13 protein-coding genes, 2 tRNA genes and 1 pseudogene are annotated in these 16,241 nt (G+C 51.8%); 5 read left to right on the forward strand and 11 right to left on the reverse strand.

Annotation, left to right across the window (positions count from 1 at the left end; translation table 11 throughout):
- A partial coding sequence (locus L1D47_RS14715) for an IS3 family transposase (RefSeq protein ID WP_239885819.1) occupies positions 1-901 on the forward strand: 901 nt, incomplete at its 5' end.
- Between the two features lie 9 nt (positions 902-910).
- Here L1D47_RS14715 and L1D47_RS14720 read toward each other — a convergent pair.
- The 5 genes and pseudogenes from L1D47_RS14720 to dnaQ all read right to left on the reverse strand — a co-directional run.
- A pseudogene (locus L1D47_RS14720) lies at positions 911-1,768 on the reverse strand (class I SAM-dependent DNA methyltransferase); the annotation flags it as partial.
- A gap of 497 nt (positions 1,769-2,265) precedes the next feature.
- Positions 2,266-2,342 (reverse strand) — tRNA-Asp (locus tag L1D47_RS14725).
- Positions 2,343-2,391: 49 nt separating this feature from the next.
- Positions 2,392-2,468, reverse strand: a tRNA-Asp gene (locus L1D47_RS14730).
- A 104-nt stretch (positions 2,469-2,572) separates the two neighbouring features.
- Entirely contained in the window at positions 2,573-3,865 is a 1,293-nt protein-coding gene (locus L1D47_RS14735) for a TIGR03503 family protein (protein WP_239885837.1), read from the reverse strand.
- Positions 3,866-3,917: 52 nt separating this feature from the next.
- Positions 3,918-4,646, reverse strand: coding sequence for a DNA polymerase III subunit epsilon (gene dnaQ / locus L1D47_RS14740; RefSeq protein WP_041511136.1), 729 nt, complete (start codon positions 4,644-4,646; stop codon positions 3,918-3,920).
- 68 nt (positions 4,647-4,714) lie between these two features.
- Between dnaQ and rnhA the strand changes: the two genes are divergently transcribed.
- Entirely contained in the window at positions 4,715-5,191 is a 477-nt protein-coding gene (gene rnhA, locus L1D47_RS14745; protein ID WP_041511135.1) for a ribonuclease HI, read from the forward strand.
- Positions 5,192-5,247: 56 nt separating this feature from the next.
- Here rnhA and L1D47_RS14750 read toward each other — a convergent pair whose 3' ends face one another.
- Positions 5,248-5,970 (reverse strand): class I SAM-dependent methyltransferase, encoded by a 723-nt coding sequence (locus tag L1D47_RS14750; protein ID WP_239885820.1) that lies wholly within the window; start codon positions 5,968-5,970, stop codon positions 5,248-5,250.
- 137 nt (positions 5,971-6,107) lie between these two features.
- Between L1D47_RS14750 and gloB the strand changes: the two genes are divergently transcribed.
- On the forward strand, positions 6,108-6,887 hold the full coding sequence (gene gloB, locus L1D47_RS14755; protein ID WP_239885821.1) for a hydroxyacylglutathione hydrolase: 780 nt from the start codon (positions 6,108-6,110) through the stop codon (positions 6,885-6,887).
- Positions 6,888-6,984: 97 nt separating this feature from the next.
- Complete coding sequence (locus L1D47_RS14760; RefSeq protein ID WP_239885822.1) at positions 6,985-8,520, forward strand: LysM peptidoglycan-binding domain-containing protein; 1,536 nt, start codon at positions 6,985-6,987, stop codon at positions 8,518-8,520.
- A 347-nt stretch (positions 8,521-8,867) separates the two neighbouring features.
- On the opposite strand, the gene L1D47_RS14765 is transcribed toward L1D47_RS14760, so the two are convergent.
- Together L1D47_RS14765 and L1D47_RS14770 are read right to left on the reverse strand one after the other, a co-directional pair.
- On the reverse strand, positions 8,868-10,715 hold the full coding sequence (locus L1D47_RS14765; RefSeq protein ID WP_239885823.1) for an AsmA family protein: 1,848 nt from the start codon (positions 10,713-10,715) through the stop codon (positions 8,868-8,870).
- A gap of 36 nt (positions 10,716-10,751) precedes the next feature.
- Positions 10,752-11,246, reverse strand: a complete 495-nt coding sequence (locus tag L1D47_RS14770) for a putative 4-hydroxy-4-methyl-2-oxoglutarate aldolase (protein WP_041511130.1) — start codon at positions 11,244-11,246, stop codon at positions 10,752-10,754.
- Between the two features lie 699 nt (positions 11,247-11,945).
- Between L1D47_RS14770 and L1D47_RS14775 the strand changes: the two genes are divergently transcribed.
- Positions 11,946-12,269 (forward strand): hypothetical protein, encoded by a 324-nt coding sequence (locus tag L1D47_RS14775; protein WP_041511129.1) that lies wholly within the window; start codon positions 11,946-11,948, stop codon positions 12,267-12,269.
- A gap of 27 nt (positions 12,270-12,296) precedes the next feature.
- On the opposite strand, the gene L1D47_RS14780 is transcribed toward L1D47_RS14775, so the two are convergent.
- The 3 genes from L1D47_RS14780 to msrP all read right to left on the reverse strand — a co-directional run bounded on the left by L1D47_RS14780 (position 12,297) and on the right by msrP (position 16,215).
- A complete protein-coding gene (locus L1D47_RS14780; RefSeq protein ID WP_239885824.1) occupies positions 12,297-13,943 on the reverse strand; it encodes a methyl-accepting chemotaxis protein in 1,647 nt (548 codons plus the stop codon).
- A gap of 588 nt (positions 13,944-14,531) precedes the next feature.
- Positions 14,532-15,149, reverse strand: a complete 618-nt coding sequence (msrQ, locus tag L1D47_RS14785; RefSeq protein ID WP_239885825.1) for a protein-methionine-sulfoxide reductase heme-binding subunit MsrQ — start codon at positions 15,147-15,149, stop codon at positions 14,532-14,534.
- Between the two features lie 40 nt (positions 15,150-15,189).
- Positions 15,190-16,215: a protein-methionine-sulfoxide reductase catalytic subunit MsrP gene (msrP, locus tag L1D47_RS14790; protein ID WP_239885826.1), complete on the reverse strand. Its 1,026-nt coding sequence runs from the start codon at positions 16,213-16,215 to the stop codon at positions 15,190-15,192.
- Between the last annotated feature and the right edge of the window lie 26 nt (positions 16,216-16,241).

Below are 16,241 nucleotides of genomic sequence, written 5' to 3' on the forward strand. Positions count from 1 at the left end.
TCTTGATGTCAGACTCACTGAACAGTTCTCGTTAGTCGAGAAACTCAGGAAGAGCCATAGCGTAAAGCGGATTTGTTCAGTATTTAGTATTCACCGCAGCAGTTACAAGTATTGGCGAAGCAGASCTATCACCATTGATTCGAAGCAGATAAAGTTGCACAGCATGGTGCGGGAGGCTTATGAAGCCAGCAATGGGTCAGCGGGTGCCAGAACCCTGGCTGATATGGTGACGACTGCTGGCGTGAGATTGACGCGCTATCGTGCCACAAGGCTGATRAAGAAGCTGGGGCTAGTGAGCTGCCAGGTGCCGCAACATCGCTACAAAAAGGCAGACAAGGAGCATGTCGCCATCCCTAATCTCCTTGACCGCCAGTTTGCTGTGACGGCTCCCAATCAAGTGTGGTGTGGCGATGTGACCTATGTGTGGACAGGAAAACGATGGGCTTACCTTGCCGTTGTTCTGGACTTGTTTGCACGAAAACCGGTGGGGTGGGCGATGTCATTTTCGCCCGATAGTGCGCTAACAAGCAAGGCACTAACCATGGCCTTTGAGGCGCGAGGAAGGCCSAAAGACCTAATGTTCCATAGTGACCAAGGAAGCCACTATACCAGCCGCCGCTTCCGCCAACAGCTCTGGCGCTATCATATTAAGCAGAGCATGAGTCGACGAGGAAACTGCTGGGACAACAGCCCGATGGAGCGCTTCTTTAGAAGCTTAAAAACAGAATGGATACCGATRACCGGCTATCGGGATATCGGTGAGGCTAAGAGTGAAATTTCGCGATATGTGACGGGGTATTACAGTCAGCTGAGACCACATCAATATAACGGTGGGCTGACACCCAATGAGTCAGAGCGAAGATACTGGCTTGAATACAAAACCGTGGCCAATTTTAGTTGACCACTACAGAGGGTTTGACAGCATATAGTCAAACTTCTCGGTGCGAAGTTGGTCATTAGATAGGGTATTACCTAGTTTAATGTTATCGACCTTTTGCCCTTTGATAAGCATATCCGCTTTACAGATTGCGTATGACTCTGGGTTTAGTTCCTGACCAAAAGCAGAAAGAGAGGCTTTGTCGTTAAGGTTATGAACGTATTCCATACCTGACGACAAGAAACCACCCGTACCAGCTGTAGGATCGTAAATAGAACGAACCAAGCCAGAACTGGTTAATTCTTCTTCATTGGCGAATAGTAGTGATGTTGTTAGTTCAACAATGTCCCTTGGTGTGAAGTGCTCACCTGCCGTTTCATTAGAGCTTTCTGCAAAGCGTCTGATCAGTTCTTCAAACACCAAGCCCATACCGTAGTTGCTAATAGTATTAGGGTAAAGATCTGTAGTTGCAAAGCGTTTCGCTACTTTGTAAAGCAGATCCGCTTCTTCTAGTTTGTCGATAGTGTTGAAGAAATCGAAGTGCTCAAAAATCTCACGAGCATTAGGGCTGAACGACTGAATGTAGCTCTCTAGGTTACTCGCCACACCTGTTTCACCAAGGCGGTTTAAATCCATTTTTGACGTGTTGTAAAAGCTTAACTGAGCTGTGTGCGTCAGTAGCTTATCTTGTGCCTCAATTGGCATTGCTTTTACAGCTTCGTATTTTGTGAGAACGTCTGGTTTTGTTGCTTCAAGCACACACTCTAAGCGTCTTAGTAGAGTGAAAGGGAGAATGATACGTCCGTATTGAGATTGCTTGAAATCACCACGTAGAAGGTCAGCCACCGACCATAAAAACGCTGCTGTTGAAGAGAAATTGTTATCGGCCATCGTATTCAGTACATGTCGTTAGAAAATTCTAACGATACTACAGTATGTACTTGATAAACGCAGTAAAACTAAGCAGTAAATTTAATAAAAATGTCAAAAAATTTGAGTGAACACAAATAGATCGCAACGCAGTCAGTGTTGCTTGGCTTACTGCCTAATCATTAAAGCTGGAGGCCAAATGAACTTGAAAGTGAAAGTTGTGCAATGAACCAGAAATGGCGGCAATAGTGAATTTGCCCCTAAAATGCCCCAAAGAAAAAACGGGAATCAGTAAGTGACTGATTCCCGTTCTATTAAGTTGGCGGAGCGGACGGGACTCGAACCCGCGACTCCGATGCGACAGGCCACCATTCTCTCAAAAGAGGTTTAGATACAAGCGGTACAAGTGACAGAAACCACACGAACCCTGCGACGGGCACAACTCGTCCTAAATATGGTTCGTACTATAAAAAACATACAAAAAAGCCCCGTCATTGCTGACGAGGCTTCAATGTAGTTGGCGGAGCGGACGGGACTCGAACCCGCGACCCCCGGCGTGACAGGCCGGTATTCTAACCAACTGAACTACCGCTCCTAAACTCGGATAAAACGCCTTGGCATTTCATCAAAATTAGGTACTTGATTGGCGGAGCGGACGGGACTCGAACCCGCGACCCCCGGCGTGACAGGCCGGTATTCTAACCAACTGAACTACCGCTCCACATCAAGTTGCGATGGATAATACTTAGGCCACCTAGTCCCGTCAATAACTTTTTTCCTGAAACAAACTAATCAGTTAAAAATTCGCCAACCAAGCGAGGGCATTCAACGAGAAAGGCTAGCTTTTATCCGCTTCGGTGGCTTTTGCTCGCCCTCTTCCGGCATGGTCAAATCGATCTCATCCAGAGTCGGTCCCATCTCCTTGGCCCGCTCCTCCTCTAGACGTGCGGCGGTTACCGCCAGTGCCTGCTTAAGGTTCTGCCGCTTACGCCATACTAGGAGTGCCAGCGTCCCTAAGATCAGCAGTGTTAGATTAATTGTGATTATCCAGAACATGGCATCATCTTTCGCCTTGGCCTCGGCGATGGCCGCCTTTTTGGCCGCAATGGCCGCCAGCTCTTCGGCCGTCGGTGGCGGCTCGGGCGGCGGCACCAGGTTAAAGAACTTTTCAGGCAGGGTCAGCAATACTTCGCGCCCAGAGACTGAGGTCGCCGCGGCAATGCCTTTAATGCGATAACTGCCAAACTCAGACACCTGTGGCAGGGTCAGCTGCATTCTTTTATCCGTAACCTTCTGCACCGGCAGCGTCAACTGCAGACCGGCAGGGCCGACTAACTCAAACTCGAAATGGGTGTTGGCCAGCTGTAGTTGCTCATCATCGACATTGACCTCCACCTGCCAGCGACCTTTTAATGGATCTGCCGGGGCGATGACAGATAGGGAAACTGGCATGGGCAGCAGTACGATATCGCCGCCAGCCTCGCGACTGAAGGTGCTGTTTTTTGCGCTGACCAAGAAACGATAATGACCCCAGGGTTGGTTGAGGTTGATATCGGCAGTAAAGATGCCATCGTCCGGCGCGCCGTCTAAGCCCTCACCATTGTCCTTATAGCTGCCGACAATCAGGGTACCGGCGGCAAAGTTCTCGTCTCCGGGTCTGTGCTCACTGATAAATTTCGCCGTCCAATCCACCAGGTAATCCAACCCCGGCATACGCATGCGCTGCTCGTCACCCAACAACTTAGCGGTGATCTTGATGCGCTCGCCCTGATAGAGAGGCTGTGGCATGGGGTCGACCTCTATGCCCAGTTTGGACACCTTATCGATCTTAGAGCCCTTGGCGACTTTACCCAGCAGTTGCCAAGGCCCCGGCATGGGGGATTTGATGGTGATGATGTCGCCGCTAAGGCCGTCGACCCACTGCACCGACTCGGGATGACGGGAGACATACCATTTGCTACCGTCGGGCTGCACTATGATCACAGGCGCGCTGCCATACTCCCGTTGCACAAACAGGGTCAGTTCATCGACCATATGATCGATTCTGAAACGATTTTTAAGCTCGCTCGCCTGGGAAGAAGGCACCACCTGGGCGGTGGCGTTCAAACAGAGCAGCATTAATCCTGAGGTAAGAATCGCGCGCAGCAGCCAATTTTTCATAAAATGACGTTTATCCTCGCCAAATACATTGTCCTGATTTTTCGACCAAATCTAATCTTTGCTCATGCATATTCAGTTCATCGGCCGTTGCGCCGATCACTTTAAGGTTTGCGCGATTTTGAGCGAGACGTATGATGCCGCCACTCTCCTGCCCCGGCTTTTCATTTGAAAGTTCAAACTTGGTTTGTCCCCCGGTCATGATGAGGTAAACATCGGCCAAAATCTCGGCATCCAACAAAGCCCCGTGGAGTTCACGGCGCGAGTTATCTATGCCGTAACGCTTACACAGGGCGTCGAGGTTGTTCTTCTGACCGGGGTGGAGAAACTTGGCGATCTCCAGGGAATCCAACACCTGACAGATATCTGTCGTCTTGGGCCCCTTAGGCGTAAGCAGCGAAAACTCATGATCCATGAAGCTCACGTCGAAGTTCGCGTTGTGCGCCACTATCTCGGCGCCGTCGATAAATTCGAGGAAGGCGGGGGCGACCTGAGCAAAGGTCGGCTTATCGGCCACAAACTCGTTGGTGATGCCGTGGACGGTGATCGCCTCTTCGTCGATCGCCTGCATCGGATTGATATATTCGTGAAAATGGCGGCCAGTCAGCTTACGGTTAATCACTTCGACACAGCCTATCTCGATAATACGATGGCCAAAATAGACGGCACCAGCCCCCTGGTTCATACCCGTGGTTTCGGTATCGAGAATCACTTGGCGCTTAGCATTGGAGATAATATTCATATAATTACACGCTTTTACAAAAAAATATTGGGTATAATGCAGTCCGAATTCGCTATGGTAGCAACTTGATGCACGGACTGAAACAACTCTTAATCTTTACCGATGGTTCTTGCCTGGGCAATCCTGGCCCCGGCGGCTATGGGGTCGTGATGAAATATAGGGCCCATGTGAAAGAACTCAGCGGTGGCTTTGCCCTGACCACCAATAATCGCATGGAACTTCTGGCTCCCATCATGGCGCTTGAGGCCCTTAAGGAGCCCTGTGAGATCATTCTCACCAGCGACAGCCAATATATGCGGCAGGGGATCACTCAATGGATCCATGGCTGGAAGAAGCGCGGCTGGCTCACCGCCGCCAAAGAACCAGTAAAAAACGTCGACCTCTGGCAGCGCCTCGATGCCGCCACTAACCAACACAAGATAGACTGGCGCTGGGTGAAGGGTCACGCGGGCCATATCGAAAATGAGCGCTGCGATACCCTGGCGCGAGAGGCCGCCGAGGCCAGTCCGAGCGCGGTCGATACCGGCTATCAACCCAAGGACTAACAGTTAACGGCTAATTGCTTAAGCCTGATTGCTTAGACCTGATTACTTAGACCTAACTACTTAGACCTAAACTGCTTGACCCGCCCCGCCGTCGGCGCGGTCGACCACTTAGGCTGACGCACCTTCTGCCTATCCATGATAGGCGTCAAGGGCGAATCGAGTTTACGGGCCACCAAGATATAGACGCTGCCACTACCAGGCAGCCAGGCCTGCAGCGCATGCTGCCAGATAGAATCGCCGCGGATCTCACTCAGCAGATGATGGTAGACCAGACGCTCATCGCCCACCACCTGATAACCCAACAGCCCCAGCCAGTCCTTCACCCTTGCAGGGGTGAAGAAACGGCCGCTCCAGGGTAATTTTTCCTGGCGGCTGGGCAACATCTTGCCTAAGAAAGCGGGGCTCAACGGATTAAAGCCTATGATAAACAGGTAGCCCCCCGAGATAAGCACCCGGTCGGCTTCCCGTAGCACGCTATAGGGATTGGCCTCGAAATCGAGCAACATGGAACAGACCACGGCGTCGATCACCCCATTTTGAATCGGCAGACGAGAATACTCCCCCTGCAGGCAGCACAGGGCAGACTCACACAGGGAAAACTCCCGGCCGATAGGCAGATTGGGCTTCTCTAAGGCATGGCTGAGGGGCCCCATGCAGAGCATATGATAGCCAAACACCTTGGGCCACCAGGGCATCAACTTATCCTCTATGGCCTCTTGCAGCCACAAGCCGTTGGGCAACTCCTGCCAAGTCTGGGGTTTTGTCACATTAAAGGACACTGGCCACTCCGCAACTCACTTTTCCGGTTTCCCTAATGATTTGACTATTTTAGTATTAAATCCCTAAAGCGCTATACACGCAATAGCTTTGCTCAGTAAACTAAATCCGTGTCACCCAATCCCAGTAAGAGACGAGTATGCATACTGTTACCCCTATCCCCGCCTTCAACGATAACTATATCTGGCTCATTCATGCAAAAGAGAACCGAGGCTATTATGTGGTCGATCCCGGTGATGCCAGTCCTGTATTAGACTATCTCCAGCAGCATCAAATTGTGCTAGATGGCATCTTAATTACCCACCACCACAGCGATCACACAGGTGGCATCGCTGAGCTTCAGGCGCAGCACGACCATAAGCTCACCGTATACGGGCCAGATAACGAAAATATCAAGGGGATCAACCATCCTATCTCGGGTCAGACACGAGTGGTTAAACCCGAAAAACTCGACAGTGAGGCCAAGATTTTTCACCTTCCCGGCCACACCCTGGGGCATATCGCCTACCTGATTGACGATCATCTCTTCTGCGGCGACACCCTGTTTAGCGCAGGCTGTGGTCGCCTGTTTGAGGGGACACCCGCCCAGATGCGACAGTCGCTACTGACCTTGGCTCAGCTCGATGATGGCACCCTAGTCTATCCCGCTCACGAATATACCCAAGCCAACCTGGCCTTTGCCTTGACGGTCGAGGATGACAATGAAGCGCTCATAGCCCACGCCGACAAGGTTAAACAGCTTCGAGAACGAAACGAGCCGAGTCTCCCTAGCAGCATAGGTGTAGAGAAACAGATCAACCCCTTCCTTCGCCCCGAGCAACCAAGCATCAAGCAGAACCTGAGTCGTCATTTCGCTCAAGATGTGACAGATAACGACACCAGTTTCACGCTTCTACGTCAATGGAAAGACAACTTCTGATAATTCCTATACAATGGCGCGCTAATTAAGTCCCCGCAGAGCGAGCCTGAGGGTTTTCGCATTCCGAGAGGGACCCAAAATTAAGGAATTATTGTCGATGCGCTTACCCATTGTCCTGGTTGCAGGGGGGCTCTCCCTGCTTGCAGGCTGTCAAAGCTTTACCCAGCCGGAACCGGCCACGCCGACGCCCGCCACGGCGCCCGTGGTCGTCGAGCCTCAAATCACAGCCCCTGTCGAGCCTGAACCGATTCAGATCACCGACGTATGGCAACGCATCCGCCTTGGCCTCAGCCTGCCAGTGCCGGATCAAAAACTGGTTAATCAGTACCGTAACTGGTATCTGAAGCATCCTCAGCACCTAGCCAGGGTATCGGAGCGCGCCGAGCCCTTCATGTATCTTATTGTCGAAGAGATTGAGAAGCGTAACCTGCCTATCGAACTGGCACTGCTGCCGATTGTCGAAAGCGCCTTCGATCCCTTCGCCTACTCCCATGGCGCGGCCTCTGGCCTGTGGCAGTTTACCGCCCCCATGGCCAAACACTTCGGTCTGGAGATGAACTGGTGGTACGACGGTCGCCGCGATGTGCCCGCCGCCACCGTTGCCGCACTGGACATGATGGAGTATCTCTATCAGAAGACCCATAACAACTGGCTGTACGCCATCGCCGCCTATAACACAGGCGAAGGGCGCGTGCTCAATGCGGTCAAACGCAATCAGGGCAAGGGGCTGGCAACCGACTTCTGGGCACTGGATCTGCCGCGGGAGACAGAGCGCTACGTACCTCAGCTGCTGGCGCTTGCCGATGTGATCGCCAACGCCGATGACTACGGGATCTCCCTCTACCCCATCCCGAACCAGCCACAGCTCAAAATTGTTGATGTGGGCAGCCAGATCGATCTGGCCCTGGCCGCCGACATGGCCGGAATGAAGCTCAATGAACTACATTCGCTCAACCCAGGTTTTAATCAGTGGGCCACGGCGCCTGAAGGCCCACATCGTCTGGTGGTGCCGCTGGAGCACGCCGAACTGTTTGAAACCAAGTTGGCCGCCAGCGATAAGGACCAACGCCTCAAGTGGCAACGTTACAAGATAAAGTCCGGCGATAGCCTCGGGCTGATCGCCAAGCGCTTCAATACCACGCCATCGGCCCTTCGCGCGGTGAACGATATCAAGAACAACCGCATCATCGCCGGTAAGCACCTGTTGATACCTGTATCATCCAAGGATCCGGCTAAATATCTGCTATCGGCCGAGCAGCGCCTGCAGAAGCGTCAGTCAGGCGGTAGCGGCTATAAGCTGACTTACAAGGTAAAATCTGGCGATTCTCTCTGGTTGATCGCCAAGCAGCACAAAGTGAGCGTCGCTAAGCTGGCCAAGTGGAATGGCATGGCGCCAAAGGATCCCCTCTCTATCGGACAGAAACTGGTGATCTGGCAAAAAGGTAACGGCAAGTCAGTTACCCGCACGGTGAACTACACGGTGCGTTCGGGCGATTCCCTGGCAAAGATCGCCAGTAAGTTTAATGTCAGCGTAAACCAATTGGTGAAATGGAACAGCCTTTCGACTAAGAAATACCTGCAACCGGGGCAGAAGCTGACCCTGTATGTGGATGTGACCAAGTCTCGGGTTTAATACCAATCGTAATAAATAATTGATCATTCTAGCTTGTTAAAACGTTCGATAACTGTATTAGTATTTTTAATTGTAGAATACTTATCTAAAAATCCTGCTTTGTTCTCAAGCGTTTTTCCTGCGCTATTTCTGATCACATGTTTACTGTGATGGGTATAATAATCCGGTTTTAATCTTACCGATTGATAGATGATCGCCTTTAGGGGCGATGAATGAAAACAAAAAAGCGATGCCTAGGCATCGCTTTTTTATTGTTAGGCCAATCCTATCGTTAAGCCAATCTTTTTGTTGAGTCAATCAATGCTGGCTTGCTACTGACCTTTAGGCTCTGCCGATACAGCCGAGCGTTACAAACCACCTAGCTTCTTAAACAGCTTGTCTTTCAGCTCGTCGGTCGCCTTCTCGGTTTCCTTCTTGAGCTTGGCATCAAACAGGGCTGCCGTATCCAGTGAGAACTTAGGCTCGCCTATGGTACCGCCGATTGCAAATGGAATGTCGACACCATAGAGCACATCTTTCTCCGCACCGCCCTGGCCCTCTAGAGAACCGACAACCGAGGTCTTAAGGGCATAATCGATCGCCTCAGAGAGTAGATTTACATTACCCTTACCCTGCAGGCGGATCAATGGCGATGCCATGTTGAGATCCGGGTTGGTCACTATCCCCTTAGCCATGGTAAAGCTGCCGGTCAGGCTGGTGAAGTCGGTTTTCTTTTCACCGCTGGAGGCAGCATTTAAGTTACCGCCGAGTTTCGCCTTGGCATCGCGCAGCATCTGAGGGATGTTCACCCCGTACAGCGCGCCATCGGCGACCTCGAACTGCCCCTTGGCGTTGAGATTGCGCTTGATGTTGTCGGGGATCAGGCTGAAGCCTGTTCCTGCCACCTCAAAGTTAGTGGTACCAGCCAGCATGTCGACCTTAGCGGCATCGGTTAACAGAGGACGCACCTTGATGCCGGAGATCTTCTTGTTAAAGCGATAGCTGGCAACAGGTTTGCGGCCATCTAACTGAGCACTGGCAAGCAACTTGCCCTGATAGAGATCTGCGCTGAGCTGGCTAACGTCCAATACCCCATTCTTAAGGGTAAGCTTCATCAGCCAGTTTTCTGTCTTGATCTTATCGGCAACCACCGACTTGGCATCGAGATCCAGCTTGAGGTTGACCGCCTTCATGCCGGTAAGATCTGGCTCCTTAGCTGGCGCACTGGCCTTACCTTCAGCCGTCTTATCCTCACCTTTTGCGGCCTCATCTTTTGCCATAAAGGGAGTCACGTCGATATCACCAAAGCTCATGGCAGCCACCACATCGGGCACCTTGCCGCCGTAATTGACCGACAATTTGCCCTGAGCCTTAATCTGCTCGATGTTCAGGCTAGAGAGCACCAACGCCATGGTCTTGGCATTATTATCCAGCTCGAGACCTGTGGTGAGATTAATGTTCATGCGCTTATTGGGAATGGCATCCCCTTCGAGGGTATTTTCAATCTCAAAATCCTTGATGGCTATTTTGGCCAGGCTGGTATCGACCTTAATCTGACCTTTACCTTGGCTACTCACCTTCATATCGGGCTGCGTCATGGAGAACTTGTAACCCAGATCGGCAAATTGCCCCAGAGCGAACTCGCCTAAGGTTAACGACTCTAGGCTCAGCGCCTGAACCTGGCCTGTCGCCTCGTCATAGAGATTGACCTGAGTGTTAGTGATCGCGATGCCGCCGATATTCAGGCTGCTAAGTTGTACGCTCCCCTGGGCAGCGCCTGATGTATCAGCCTTGCCTTCTGCCTTATCGCTGCCTTTCTCGCTACCTGCGGTCAGACCGTCCATGCTGCTGCGGCCATTCTTGTAGCTGTCGAAGTTAAGCGTCAGGCCATCTAAGTTAAGCTGAGCGATCTCAACCTCTTTACTCAAAAGCGGTACCAGTGCTACCTCGGCCACTATGCCATCGACCTTGAGCATGGTGTCATGTTTAAAGCCTTTGGGGTTCGAGAGACTGATATCACCAAGGGTGATGCCTATGCTGGGGAAAAAGGTCCAGCTAAGATCTTGATTGATGAGCAGATCGCGTCCCGTCTGCTTCTTTACCGCCTCGACAATTTGCGGCTTAAAGTCATTGGGATCGAAGATGAACGTGAGATAGGCGATCAGTAATATAAAAAGCGAGGCAAATACGATCGCTAGCCATTTTACAAATTTCATAACAGGTTCCGTCTGGTAAGGGTGAGCAATGACCCATTAGGCCAATTGCGAGAGATCCAACTGCTCTGACGATAGGGCAACGCCATTATCGTCGGCATATAGCATCATACCTGGCTTAATTATAACGCGATCTATCTCTAGCGTAACGTTGACATCGCCAATATCCCGCTTATCCGTCTTGATGGGGTTCGCGCCAAGTGCCTGAATTCCAATGGGCATCTGTGCTAACGCGCCCACGTCACGCACATAGCCATTGATCACTATGCCACTCCAGCCATTGTCCACTGCACTCTGCGCTATCATGTCGCCAAGCAGCGCGCGACGGTTAGAGCCACCGCCATCCACCACCAGCACCCTGCCTTCACCAGGCTGTGCCAGCAGTTGCTTGACCTTAGAGTTGTCTTCAAAACACTTCACCGTAACCACCTCGCCCCAGAAGATACGCTTCTGGCCAAACTGTCGATAATGGGGCGCCAACAGCGACAATTGTGTCTCATATTGGTCAAAGAGATCGGGCAGTAAATCTTGCATTGCAGCCTCCCTGCAGGACAAAGAAAAATTAAGTTACTATAACAAGGCACATATAAAATGAAAATTAGATGAATTTAAATTCAATCGGTTTTAGAATGTGCCTTCGCTAATATAGATTGGCGATTTAATCATCAAGATAATACAACAATATCCTGACTAACAGACCCGTCGATATTAGGGAAGGTGCGAACAAGTCGTCGCACAGCTCTGGCTTTGATAGCAGCGACAGTTCAAGGCATTCAACTGAGGGCATGCCGAGGCCTGCTGAAGTTGAATAACGCCGAAATGGTGTTGCTATCAAAGCCCCGCAGGGCGAGGCTTACAGCGGTATTTGCTGCGTTACAGTTCTTGCGAAGGACTAGGGCCATTCGCTGCAAACTGTGCCTTGCATCTATCCACTTTAAGCACACGCAGAGCAAGCNCACAGCTCTGGCTTTGATAGCAGCGACAGTTCAAGGCATTCAACTGAGGGCATGCCGAGGCCTGCTGAAGTTGAATAACGCCGAAATGGTGTTGCTATCAAAGCCCCGCAGGGCGAGGCTTACAGCGGTATTTGCTGCGTTACAGTTCTTGCGAAGGACTAGGGCCATTCGCTGCAAACTGTGCCTTGCATCTATCCACTTTAAGCACACGCAGAGCAAGCACGGGACTTATTCGCACCTTCCTTAGCCAATATCGGCCAAGCAATAGTGGAAAATAATGACAGATCATATCGATTTACATGATGCAATGGCTGCGCTCGACAAATATGGTTACGAGCAAAAAAATAGCAGCGAACTGAGTCAGGCGCGAACCCATGCGCAGATGGATAAATATCTTAGAACATTAGACTTTAACCTACGCAGACTGCTGATCTTGCAAGAAGTCGTGGGTAATTTGGTTGACGAAGAGCAGGCCAACCTCGCCCGTCAGGAAAACATTCAAACCTATAAGACTAAGGTCATTAACCTGTCCCGCGAATATGGCATCTCCTACGACCGCGTACTGGAGATCATGCAACAAACGTCGACGCAAACTAAATAACCTGCCGCCGGGCAGGTTATTTTTTTACTACAGCTTAAAGGTCGAGATAAGAGACTCGAGATCCGCCGAACCCGATTTTATCTGCTCACTGGTACTGCCAATCTCTTCACTCTTCTGCTGATTCTCCAGCGATATATCGTTAATACGGGTCACATTCATATTCAGTTCGGCGATCACCGCGCTCTGTTCCTCCGTCGCGGTGGCGATCTGAATATTCATGTCTGAGATCTGCCTGATAGAAGACTTGATGGTTTGCAGCGCCTCAACCACCTGACTGGTTTCACCTACCGTCTGCTCCGACTGTGACTTGGCTCTGGCCACCGAGGCGTTGACACTATCTACCGAGGCACGAATCGCCTCAATAATGGCATTGATCTCCTGAGTCGACTCCTGGGTTCTGCTCGCCAGGGTACGCACCTCATCGGCCACCACGGCAAAGCCTCGTCCCGCCTCGCCGGCTCTCGCCGCCTCGATAGCGGCATTTAACGCCAACAGATTAGTTTGTTCGGCGATACCGACAATCACATCCAGGATCTGTCCTATCTTGCCTGAGCTTATCTGCAGCGCCTGCGCCTCATCGGCGGTTACCTCTAGCTCATTAGACAGGCCCTTAATCTTGGCCACGGCGCCATCGACCACGGCCACGGTATTGTCGGCCTCACCATCGGCGCTGCCAGCACTGTCGGCGGCGAGCTGGGCATTAGAGGCCACCTCAGAAGAAGCCATGGACATCTCGTTGATGGCCGTGGCAACGCTTTGAGTCTCCGCCTGCATGTTGGCCGTCACCGCACTGGCCTGGGCTGAAATATCGGCTAAACCTTCGGCCAGCTCTCGGCTGTGGCTCACGGAAGCACTCACCGAATTCACCAGGGCCTGAATTTTGGCCACAAACTCGTTAAAGCTTGCCGCCACCTGTTTGAGTTCGTCGCGGCCAGATTCTTCCAGCCTTAGGGTAAGCTCCCCCTCCCCGCGAGCAATATTTTCAAAGGCGGCGATGGTATCGGCCATGGGCGAAGAGATACTGCGGGAAATAGCCCCTAAGATCAGAATCACAGGCAGCCAGACCGCGACGCAGATCAGCAGATACTTGCCGATAAAGGCCTGCATCTCCTCATCAATATCATCGACATAGATGCCCGTCCCCACGATCCAGCCCCAGGGCGTGAAACGCTTAACCACACTCATCTTAGGGCTCGGCGCGGAGGCGTTGGGTCGATTCCACATATATTCGATTAACGCATAATCGCTATTGGCCGTGCCTGTCACCATCTTCTCAAATAGCCTGACACCATTGGGGTCTTTCATCCCCAAAACATTGGTGCCTACCAGCTTCTTGGCAAAGGCATGCTGTACCATGACCCCTTGTCTGTCGATGGTCCAGAAATATTCGTTCCCCTCATACCTCAGGGCATCCAAGGCCGCGATAGCACTGCGCTGAGCCTCTTCCGTGCTCATGGTGCCAGCTTGTGCCGCATCATAGAACTGGCTGATCACCTTCTCACCCACATCGGACAGCGCCGATAACTTGGCCTGTTTCTCCTTAACCAAGACTTCTTCAATGTTGGCCAGCGCAAACACAAACATGATGCCGGTGGCGACGATGGCCAACAGCAACATGAATAGCAAACGGTGGGCAATTTTAAACTTACGAAGCAGGGCAAATATGGCATTCATGGCGATCACCTTAGGGCAAGTGACAGAAAAATATGACAACTCCTTAAATCTCGCCCATTCAAAACCTTTTGTCAAAGCCGCTAACTACCTAGGGAAGGTGCGAACAAGTCGTCGCACAGCTCTGGCTTTGATAGCAGCGACAGTTCAAGGCATTCAACTGAGGGCATGCCGAGGCCTGCTGAAGTTGAATAACGCCGAAATGGTGTTGCTATCAAAGCCCCGCAGGGCGAGGCTTACTGCGGTATTTGCTGCGTTACAGTTCTTGCGAAGGACTAGGGCCATTCGCTGCAAACTGTGCCTTGCATCTATCCACTTTAAGCACACGCAGAGCAAGCACGNTCGTCGCACAGCTCTGGCTTTGATAGCAGCGACAGTTCAAGGCATTCAACTGAGGGCATGCCGAGGCCTGCTGAAGTTGAATAACGCCGAAATGGTGTTGCTATCAAAGCCCCGCAGGGCGAGGCTTACTGCGGTATTTGCTGCGTTACAGTTCTTGCGAAGGACTAGGGCCATTCGCTGCAAACTGTGCCTTGCATCTATCCACTTTAAGCACACGCAGAGCAAGCACGGGACTTATTCGCACCTTCCCTAGCTCGTCCTCAGTGAAAAGCGCCGCTGCAACTGCTTGAAATTAACTCTGATCAATAACAAACAGATCAAGCCAATCAGATAAAGGCTCGGCTCGATCACCTCAGATTTAACCGACCAATAAAAATGGATCGGTGCCAGTAAAGCCACCAGATAGACCCAGTTATGCAATTGCTGCCAGCGCCGCCCCATGGCTCGTCTGACCTTGGCAAACGAGGTAATCGCCAGCAGCAACAAGATGAGATAGGCCGTGGCGCCCACCATAATATAGGGACGTTTAACGATCTCACTTAGCAGCAGTTGCCAGGCAAACAGCAGGTCGAGGCTCAAGAAAGCCAAGATGTGTAAGCTGGCATAGGCAAACACATACAAGCCCACTAAGCGGCGGGTTTGCATCAAGAGCCCGAGCTTAAAATACTTCGCTACCGGCGAGATAAGTAGCACGGCGATCAGGGAATTGATCGCCCCCATTCCGGTATAGTGAATGATGTACTGCACCGGATCGCCCCCAAGCTGTTCGGTTAGCACTCGCCACACCAACACCCCGAGGGGAACGAGGGCGATAAGATGAAACACTAGCTTGAGCGGCAACAGATGCCTGGCTTGCAATCGAAACAAAGACTTCTCCTCTTTATGGCTCGCTTGTATTCAAATGAATCTAATAGTACTGACGCAGATCCATTCCCTTGTAGAGATGGGCCACCTGCTCGCCATAGCCGTTAAAGGGCAAGGTCGCGATGCGCTGCGCCGAGAAGATCCCGCCCTCACCTATGCGCCGCTCTGTCGCCTGAGACCACCTAGGGTGATCCACCTTAGGATTCACATTGGCATAGAAACCATATTCGTGGGGGGCCAGTTGGTTCCAGCTAGTGGGTGGCTGCTTGTCCATTACGCGGATCCTGACCACAGACTTGATGCTCTTGAAGCCATACTTCCAAGGCACCACCAAGCGGATAGGCGCACCGTTTTGCGGCGGCAGCGTCTTGCCGTAGAGGCCAACGGCCATGAAGGCCAGTTCATTGGTAGCCTCATCCAGTCGCAGCCCTTCCACATAGGGATAATGAATACCGCCTCCCATCAGTCGACTCTTCTGCCCCGGCATCTGGTCGGGGTCGAACAGGGTCTCAAAGGCCACATGGGTCGCACCAGCCTTAATCCCTGCCTTGGCTAGCAGGGCTTTTAACGGAAAACCCACCCAAGGGATCACCATAGACCAGGCCTCGACACAGCGAAGCCGATAGATGCGCTCTTCCAGTGGCAGCAACTTGGTCAAGTCGTCCAGATCCAGTGTGAGCGGCTTGTCTACCATGCCCTCGACCCGCAGTACCCAGGGATCCACCTTGAAGCCTTGGGCATTCTCGACGGGATCTGTCTTGCTGGTACCAAACTCGTAGTAGTTGTTGTGGGTCGTCACCTTCTTTTCAGGCGTTAAGATCTCCTGCTGACCAAAGGCATTGTTGCGACTAAATGCCAGTGGATGGGTCACAAAGGGAGCATGGGGCTCAGATTGACCAAACAGGTCAAACAGTCCCGCCTGCACCTGTCCGGGAATGCTGGCTCCCAGCGCACCTAGACCGAGTGCCTTGACGATATTGCGTCTATCGTTAAATACTGCCTCTGGCGTGACATGTGCACTCTTCTCCTGCCAAGCTTTTCTTCCCGTTCCTATGATGCCCTTCGCCATATCTGCTACCACCTTATATACGTTGC

The organism is Shewanella sp. Isolate7, from assembly GCF_022398425.1.
Classification (GTDB): domain Bacteria; phylum Pseudomonadota; class Gammaproteobacteria; order Enterobacterales; family Shewanellaceae; genus Shewanella.

What these genes read in the sequence shown, in the direction of transcription:
- L1D47_RS14765 (WP_239885823.1), bottom strand. Translation starts at nt 10,715, where the DNA reads ATGAAATTTGTAAAATGGCTAGCGATCGTATTTGCCTCGCTTTTTATA.
- L1D47_RS14760 (WP_239885822.1), top strand. Translation starts at nt 6,985, where the DNA reads ATGCGCTTACCCATTGTCCTGGTTGCAGGGGGGCTCTCCCTGCTTGCA.
- msrP (WP_239885826.1), bottom strand. Translation starts at nt 16,215, where the DNA reads ATGGCGAAGGGCATCATAGGAACGGGAAGAAAAGCTTGGCAGGAGAAG.
- L1D47_RS14770 (WP_041511130.1), bottom strand. Translation starts at nt 11,246, where the DNA reads ATGCAAGATTTACTGCCCGATCTCTTTGACCAATATGAGACACAATTG.
- L1D47_RS14775 (WP_041511129.1), top strand. Translation starts at nt 11,946, where the DNA reads ATGACAGATCATATCGATTTACATGATGCAATGGCTGCGCTCGACAAA.
- L1D47_RS14735 (WP_239885837.1), bottom strand. Translation starts at nt 3,865, where the DNA reads ATGCTGCTCTGTTTGAACGCCACCGCCCAGGTGGTGCCTTCTTCCCAG.
- dnaQ (WP_041511136.1), bottom strand. Translation starts at nt 4,646, where the DNA reads ATGAATATTATCTCCAATGCTAAGCGCCAAGTGATTCTCGATACCGAA.
- rnhA (WP_041511135.1), top strand. Translation starts at nt 4,715, where the DNA reads ATGCACGGACTGAAACAACTCTTAATCTTTACCGATGGTTCTTGCCTG.
- L1D47_RS14780 (WP_239885824.1), bottom strand. Translation starts at nt 13,943, where the DNA reads ATGAATGCCATATTTGCCCTGCTTCGTAAGTTTAAAATTGCCCACCGT.
- gloB (WP_239885821.1), top strand. Translation starts at nt 6,108, where the DNA reads ATGCATACTGTTACCCCTATCCCCGCCTTCAACGATAACTATATCTGG.